The sequence below is a fragment of the Desulfosporosinus hippei DSM 8344 genome, from assembly GCF_900100785.1.
Taxonomy (GTDB): domain Bacteria; phylum Bacillota; class Desulfitobacteriia; order Desulfitobacteriales; family Desulfitobacteriaceae; genus Desulfosporosinus; species Desulfosporosinus hippei.
Window position 1 is genome coordinate 1 of record NZ_FNCP01000054.1, and the last position, 7192, is coordinate 7192.

At 41.4% G+C, this 7192-nt stretch carries 7 protein-coding genes and 15 tRNA genes; 1 reads left to right on the forward strand and 21 read right to left on the reverse strand.

Features of this window, described 5'->3' with window-relative positions; genetic code table 11:
- The first annotated feature begins 571 nt into the window (after positions 1–571).
- Positions 572–958 (forward strand): CoA-binding protein, encoded by a 387-nt coding sequence (locus BLS16_RS22640; protein WP_092335853.1) that lies wholly within the window; start codon positions 572–574, stop codon positions 956–958.
- A 155-nt stretch (positions 959–1113) separates the two neighbouring features.
- Here the strand turns inward: BLS16_RS22640 and BLS16_RS22645 are convergent.
- From BLS16_RS22645 to BLS16_RS23945, 21 genes are all read right to left on the reverse strand, one after another.
- Positions 1114–1187 (reverse strand) — tRNA-Gly (locus BLS16_RS22645).
- Between the two features lie 5 nt (positions 1188–1192).
- Positions 1193–1269, reverse strand: a tRNA-Met gene (locus BLS16_RS22650).
- Between the two features lies 1 nt (position 1270).
- Positions 1271–1345: transfer RNA gene (locus BLS16_RS22655), tRNA-Asn, on the reverse strand.
- A gap of 9 nt (positions 1346–1354) precedes the next feature.
- Positions 1355–1445: transfer RNA gene (locus BLS16_RS22660), tRNA-Ser, on the reverse strand.
- Between the two features lie 15 nt (positions 1446–1460).
- A tRNA-Leu gene (locus BLS16_RS22665) sits at positions 1461–1545 on the reverse strand.
- Positions 1546–1551: 6 nt separating this feature from the next.
- A tRNA-Thr gene (locus BLS16_RS22670) sits at positions 1552–1627 on the reverse strand.
- Positions 1628–1641: 14 nt separating this feature from the next.
- Positions 1642–1718 (reverse strand) — tRNA-Arg (locus BLS16_RS22675).
- Positions 1719–1722: 4 nt separating this feature from the next.
- A tRNA-Gly gene (locus BLS16_RS22680) sits at positions 1723–1797 on the reverse strand.
- Between the two features lie 7 nt (positions 1798–1804).
- Positions 1805–1881 (reverse strand) — tRNA-Lys (locus BLS16_RS22685).
- A gap of 7 nt (positions 1882–1888) precedes the next feature.
- A tRNA-Gln gene (locus tag BLS16_RS22690) sits at positions 1889–1963 on the reverse strand.
- 44 nt (positions 1964–2007) lie between these two features.
- Positions 2008–2082 (reverse strand) — tRNA-Met (locus BLS16_RS22695).
- A gap of 20 nt (positions 2083–2102) precedes the next feature.
- Positions 2103–2186 (reverse strand) — tRNA-Tyr (locus BLS16_RS22700).
- A gap of 11 nt (positions 2187–2197) precedes the next feature.
- A tRNA-Asp gene (locus BLS16_RS22705) sits at positions 2198–2273 on the reverse strand.
- Between the two features lie 4 nt (positions 2274–2277).
- Positions 2278–2353, reverse strand: a tRNA-Val gene (locus BLS16_RS22710).
- Between the two features lie 10 nt (positions 2354–2363).
- Positions 2364–2439: transfer RNA gene (locus BLS16_RS22715), tRNA-Glu, on the reverse strand.
- A 345-nt stretch (positions 2440–2784) separates the two neighbouring features.
- Complete coding sequence (locus tag BLS16_RS22720) at positions 2785–3378, reverse strand: DUF1847 domain-containing protein (protein ID WP_092335854.1); 594 nt, start codon at positions 3376–3378, stop codon at positions 2785–2787.
- A 41-nt stretch (positions 3379–3419) separates the two neighbouring features.
- Positions 3420–4358, reverse strand: coding sequence for a sulfite exporter TauE/SafE family protein (locus BLS16_RS22725; protein WP_092335855.1), 939 nt, complete (start codon positions 4356–4358; stop codon positions 3420–3422).
- Between the two features lie 26 nt (positions 4359–4384).
- Positions 4385–4807 carry a hypothetical protein gene (locus BLS16_RS22730; RefSeq protein ID WP_092335856.1) on the reverse strand — a complete coding sequence of 141 codons (423 nt, stop codon included), beginning with the start codon at positions 4805–4807 and terminating at the stop codon, positions 4385–4387.
- A gap of 344 nt (positions 4808–5151) precedes the next feature.
- Positions 5152–5820: a Crp/Fnr family transcriptional regulator gene (locus BLS16_RS22735; RefSeq protein ID WP_092335857.1), complete on the reverse strand. Its 669-nt coding sequence runs from the start codon at positions 5818–5820 to the stop codon at positions 5152–5154.
- Between the two features lie 321 nt (positions 5821–6141).
- Positions 6142–6324, reverse strand: a complete 183-nt coding sequence (locus BLS16_RS22740; RefSeq protein ID WP_092335858.1) for a hypothetical protein — start codon at positions 6322–6324, stop codon at positions 6142–6144.
- Positions 6325–6559: 235 nt separating this feature from the next.
- On the reverse strand, positions 6560–6805 hold the full coding sequence (locus tag BLS16_RS23945) for a hypothetical protein (protein ID WP_207649791.1): 246 nt from the start codon (positions 6803–6805) through the stop codon (positions 6560–6562).
- Positions 6806–7192: the final 387 nt, after the last annotated feature.

Consider the following 7192-nt stretch of genomic DNA (forward strand, 5'->3'; position numbering starts at 1 on the left):
ACTTCTCATTAGAAGAAGATGATTGACTCATGATTTATTTTGAAACTCTTGCGAGTTTCTCTCATTGGCTGTCCTTGTTGTTTAGTTTTCAAAGACCATGGATGGTTTGAGTGTCACCGGAGCCATGGATGGCGGGAGGTGACCAAAGATCAGGATTTTTGTTTTGCCCGTTTAGGCCGGAATTACATCTTAGCATTTACAACTTGCGTTGTCAATACCAATTTGTTTGGATATAATTTGCAGTAAGACCAATTAATTATATCCTCGTTGCGGCACTCAGTTATAATACCATCTACAGTATTTACTGTCAACAATTATTTTCTATTATTTTTTTCTTTTTCCTGCATTATCCTCTTAGCATGCCGCTGTGCACCTGAAATAATATCGATTCATCATTATTCTTTGCACTTCGTCTGTCTTTAGAATAAACAAGTTTTTAGACTCCAGAATTTTTCACCACAGTTTGCTAAAAGTTGTAGTTTAATTTACACTTGACTTACTTCAACTCTTGGAATTTTTTTAATAACAATAGTCTGAGTTAACCATTAAGAATCAGAAAGGAAGTTTTTATATGCCGAGTGATATAGATCAAGTATTGAGCCAAAAAACCTGGGCAGTAGTCGGAGTATCAAATAACACTACTAAATATGGTTATAAGGTCTTTAATCAGTTAAAGAAAGCAGGTTATTCAGTCTTTGCAATTAATCCAGGGCTTGAATCTATCGATGGAGATTCCTGTTACCCTTCGTTAGCTGCCTTACCCAAGAAACCCGATGCGGTTAGCATAGTTGTCCCTCCTAAGATTACTGAACAGATTATTAGCGAATGCGCCTCTCTTGGAATTTTGAATGTTTGGATGCAACCAGGAAGTGAGAGTAAGACAGCAATTCAAGCTGGAGAAAAACAGGGGATTACCGTAATTCATAATCACTGTGTCTTAATCCATACGCGTAAATAGAAAGTCCTTATAAGAGTAATTGCTGAAACCCTCGCACATATGTCCTGTGCCCTTAAGGTCAAGGATATAACGAGCCCACCCGGTGGTATAAACGAAATGTTATATTCTTAATAAGACAACAAAAAACCGCACCATAAGGTGCGGTTAATTTCATATGGAGCGGGTGATGAGAATCGAACTCACGTAGCTAGCTTGGAAGGCTAGTGCTCTACCATTGAGCTACACCCGCAGGTGTGGTAGCAGGGGGGGGATTTGAACCCTCGAATGAGCGGGTATGAACCACTTGCCTTAGACCACTTGGCTACCCTGCCATGGCTCCCCGAGTAGGACTCGAACCTACAACCTACCGGTTAACAGCCGGTTGCTCCACCATTGAGCTATCGAGGAATATATTTTTGGCGGAGAAGGAGGGATTTGAACCCTCGCGGCAGTTACCCACCCTAACGGTTTAGCAAACCGTCCTCTTCAGCCACTTGAGTACTTCTCCAAAAATATTTATTATTGGTGCGGAAGACGGGACTTGAACCCGTACGGAGTTACCCACACGCCCCTCAAACGTGCGCGTCTGCCAATTACGCCACTCCCGCATCGGCTGGAGCCATTGACCGGGATTGAACCGGTGACCTTATCCTTACCAAGGATACGCTCTACCAACTGAGCTACAACGGCATGTTATTTAAATATGGTGCGCTCGGAGAGATTCGAACTCCCGGCCTTCTGATTCGTAGTCAGACGCTCTATCCAGCTGGGCTACGAGCGCATTTTGGAGCGGGTGACGAGATTCGGACTCGCGACTTTCACCTTGGCAAGGTGACACTCTACCACTGAGTTACACCCGCGAATTATTGGTGGGCCATCCGCGACTCGAACGCGGGACACCCTGATTAAAAGTCAGGTGCTCTAGCCGACTGAGCTAATGGCCCATAATTATGGCTGGGGTGGGAGGATTCGAACCTACGAATGCCAGAGTCAAAGTCTGGTGCCTTACCGCTTGGCGACACCCCAATCATCTATATTAAGTCTAAGCAATTGCTTAGAACTTAACAACTTGGTTGCGGGGGCCGGATTTGAACCGACGACCTTCGGGTTATGAGCCCGACGAGCTACCGCTGCTCCACCCCGCGACGTTATTTGGTTTTTAATATGGTGGGCAGGGATGGATTCGAACCATCGTACCTCGCGGAACAGATTTACAGTCTGTCGCCTTTAACCACTCGGCCACCTACCCACATTATATTATGGCGACCCCGATCGGACTTGAACCGACGATCTCCTGCGTGACAGGCAGGCATGTTGACCACTACACCACGGGGCCATTTTGGTGGGCGATGACGGGCTCGAACCGCCGACATCCTGCTTGTAAGGCAGGCGCTCTACCAACTGAGCTAATCACCCATATTTCATTTGGTGACCCGTACGGGATTCGAACCCGTGTAACCGCCGTGAAAGGGCGGTGTCTTAGACCGCTTGACCAACGGGCCACTGTTTTTAAGAACTTTTTTAGTATAGCTGAAGGTTACATAAATGTCAACTGTTTAAAACAATTTTTTTTTTAAAATGGACAGCCTTTGCGTTGAAATATTTTAGAGTGTCTTTTTGTTAGTAATTGACGTGCAGCCAACTGATAAGAACTGCTCTGTGACCGAATAATTGTTTAGGGGCAATGATTTACACGTCATTGCCCCTTTTTAAAAGTCAATATTATAAGAGTTGAAAATACTAAGAACTATTTTGAAGTCCACATACTCCAATCTTAATCAGTAAATGTTCATAATAATATAAGCTTACCCTAGATCATTTTAGTATTTTGCGTGGATTCTCTAGAGTTATTCGTATTTTTTATTAAGATACTTTTTACGCAGATAGCTTGAATAACATACTGCAAGAGGGTTGTGTCCTAAAATACGATCTTTAACAGCATAGGTGGTCACTGGTGCTTTAGAATACTTATTGAATAGCATATCATGACCAACGCATAGTCCCAACGAAATGTTTAATTCAGTCTCATCATGTTCAAGGACTTTAGCTTGAAGAATAGGATCACAAATTACTTCAATTTTTTCTTCATTTACTTTAGGGATCTCGTAGTCTTCCTTTTTAAGTCCGCCTATTTTGCAACAAGCAGAATACACCTCAAAATGCTGAGATAAGATCTTTTCTAAGACTTCTGCTTCTTCAGCTAAACCTATGCAGAAAGCCATTCCCAGCTTCTTATAACCCATATTCTTTGCGAACATAATTAGCTCATCCAGACGGCTAAGATTGTTACCATGAACCGCTTGGAAGCAACCACTTAAGCGATGAAAGGGTTTATTTTCTTCTTCAAGACATTCATCAAGGGAATACTTCCCACCTGTACAATCAAAACCTTCCTTATCACACATATTTTTAGTCTTCATCTTACAGGATGCACATTTCATTAAAGAGCCCTCCAATTCACATTGCCTTCAAAGATCATTGTTTAGATACTAATTCCTACTAGCGGTAATACATACTTAAGTCCGATATAGAACAATACGACTGCAAGGAACATTTTCATGTATCGAGCATTAATATACTTCGACACTCGAGCAGCTACTACAGTACCAATTGCAACACCGACTAATTCAAAAGCCAAAAACTGAAGATCTAAAGAGCTCCCCATCGAAAGATAGTTTAAAATACTTGTGGATGAGGATACCAATATTGAAAGAACCGATGTTCCAGCTACAATATACATTGGGAATCCCATTACGCTAGTCATAAACGGAACAAGTAAGAATCCTCCGCCTACCCCTAAGGATGCTGAGATAACTGCTACAATAAGCCCTGTGAAAAAAACCATAATAGTATTATACTTAAATTCTTGGCCAGCAAAGGTAAAGGTATTTTGTAGGCCGATTTTTTGGAAATTAACGCCGATCTCTTTGAGGTCATTCATTTTTCCTGCTGCTTTGAGTTCCTTAACTTTTGCCGCAAACAGTTTATTAGCAGCTGTTACCTGTTTTTGTCCATTAATAAATTTAGCTGTGCACTCATAAGCGATACGTAGGGAGATACCTAGAGTTACCATACCAAAGTAAGGTTGAAAGGTTTTCATTTCCTTTAATAAGGAAGAAGATAGAGTCGATCCTAGCAATGCACCAACGATTCCGCCTAAACCTAGTACGACAGCAGTTGGTACAACAATCCGCTTCTCTCTAAGATATAGAGGCGTACCAACAATTGGACTCACAAGTGTTAGAATCTGGTTCATCGGTTTAACCATATTGGCATTTTTAAGTCCAAAAATGCTCATATGCCCCACTCCAGCTAAGATCCCACCAGCTGCTCCAACGGATGTGAAAACATATCCAACAAAGATACCCCAAAGGATTAGACTAATGGGGTTAGCGTCTACTCCTGCCAATGCGAAATGCATATCATTTTCCTCCAATTTTTATAAAATTATATTTTAGTTACTTGTGATGCTCTAAAATCAATTAAACCTAATTTGTGTAACCAAGATTTAATTGGCTTTACCAACCATTTCCCACCATAAAATAATAAATACCCAACCAGGTATGCTCCAAATATGTCGATTTGCCAGTTTACGATTGGAATCGTAATGTATGGCCATTTTAAGCTAATTATCCAAATTATAAGAACGTGAGGGGCTATTTTATAAATAGAATCGACCACTACAGCTGTCAGATAATCAAAAAACACTTCTTTCATTTCAGTCTGAAGAGATTTGTAGGCCAATGCATCCCCAATTTGAACCGCCACTTCCGATAGTTCATCTAATTCCTGATACCGTTCTTTAAAGTGCTGGACTTTTTTAGTATGAGGGTCTTTAAGATATTGTATTAGTTTAGAGCCCTTCTTCATAGCTAAACCCCTCTCTTTCAAAGACTTTCACTTACTAAAACAGCCCTACTAAAACTATAAGTTTCCTCCTTCCAAATTCATTTTTTACTATGTACTTAATTTACCAAACTCCGAACAATTTTAATGTCGACATGGCGACTATATTTTTGTCTATCTTACGACTCTATTTATGTCAACGCTCTTACACTTTTTATGTCTGATAACGGACATAATCTTTCTGAAAAGGGTTATTAATATATTGAAAACATGTTAAAATATGGGCCGCTAAGGTACCTATACCTCTCCAAGACAACACTAATTACTCAAAAAAACTAAGGGAGGCTGGCGTTATCTGCCAGCCTCCCTTAGACGATCCATTTACTCAGCTTATCTGGATCGAGTATATATACTTCTTTATCTTCAATAGCGATACTATTTTCCTGTCTGAATATATTGAGCAAGGAGGTGACTGTCTGTCTGGAAGTTCCAATCATGCACGCAATCTCCTCGTGAGTTAATCGAAAGCCTATTTTCGTGCCTGTTTCAGTTTCAACTCCTGCTCGTTCAGACATCTTTAGAAGCAACATAGCTAGTCTGCCAGGCACCTGAAAACAAACCATTTCCTGAATAATAGCTTCTGCTTCCCTCATTCTAACACCTAGGGTAGTTGCAACCTTTATCGCTATTGACGGATGGTTAACCAGCAATTCCTCAAAACGTGCTTTCCGTACAACTACCAGAGTAGCATCGTTGATAGCACCAGCAAAACAGGTTCGTTCCCCATGATATAAGGTTTCAGCCAGTCCCATAAGTTGCCCTGAGGTTCTCATACTACCAACTGTAACTCGACGACCATCTGGAGTGATCCGATATATCTTTACAAAACCTTCTTCAATTAAGTATATTCGATCAGCCGTATCCCCTTCAGAGAAAATTATTTGCCCTTTAGGATAATGAACTACTATCCCATATTCTCTGATTAGATCCTTTTCATGATCATCCAAAGCTAAAGCTTCATGATTTATGCTTTCCATTCTATCTCCTATACCTCCACATATTACTATATTGTATCATATTTTTACAAAATATCAGCAGAAACAGAACATTTTTTATTTGACAGCCACAGATAGGCTTTATTAAATAAGGATTTTATAAATTTCGGATCAAATATCTAACTACTTATTTAAGGTAGCAATACATATCTCCTAAATGTTAATATATATTTCTCCCCTACTCAAGTCCATTCAATTCAATGTGACTAATGGGGATCAAGGTTAAGGGCATTCATTCCTACCACATAAATTATTATATTCCATTTGAGGATAATAAGTCTATAATTAGAATTTTTTGATTTATCACTCAGATCTTGTGGCTCCAATCCATGAGGCCGACTCTGATATAGCAGCTAGAGCCATAATCCATTGTTGGAGTTGACGATTAATTAATTTGAATAATTTCTTTCCAGCTTTTTCAGAAAGATCAGTAAGAATTCCAATAGTTGTTGTAAGCCAATCTAATTCGCTGACCTCATCACACAATAATGAGAATAGCCACCTAACGAACGTTCATCGGTATTTTGTCCATGTTGCCAAGCAAGAAGAATATATAGTGCATTACGATGGTTGTATGGCTAATCAGCCTATCATAGGATCGACCCTGAAACTCCTAAAGCCAAATCGGTTTTTTACACTGCCGAACTTCTGCCTTTCGCCACACTGCGACTTATAACGCATACTCCTGCAGTGTGGATCCTACTTTCCCAGGGGCTATGCCTCAAGTGTCATCGGCCCTGGAACGAAAGGCACGATAGTGTCCAGTAACGAAAGTCTCCGGTAGAGAGTTTCGCCGAAGCCGCCGATCCCCCAAAGAATCCTTAGCGGCGAAGGATGAGTGCCACCCTACCCCAAAGGAACGCTTCGTGGCGAAGGGGGAGCCTTTCGCTACACTGCGTCCCGTGACGCATACTCCTGCAGTGTGGATCCCGAAGGGGTGGAACCTCGACTCCCCAAATTCGCCCACGTTGGCGAATTTAAGACACCCCAGATGAGGTGGAAGGATGACATAAAAAAAGACCACCTCATTCAGAGATGGTCTTTCTTTGTGTGTTACCTGGCGATACGAAAGGGGATGAGCCTTTCGTCACACTGCGTCTTATAACGCATACTCTTGCAGTGTGTTCCCGAAGGGGTGGAACCCCGACTCCCCAAATTCGCCCACGTCGGCGAATTTAAGACACTTCAGATGAGGTGGAAGGATGGCACGTAAAGAAAAACTACCTCGTAAGAGATAGTTTTTCGCATGTTACCTGGCAATAACCTACTTTCCCAGGGGCTATGCCCCAAGTATCATCGGCCCTGGAACGAAAGGCGGACGAGCCTTTCGCCACATTGCGACTCGTGACGCATA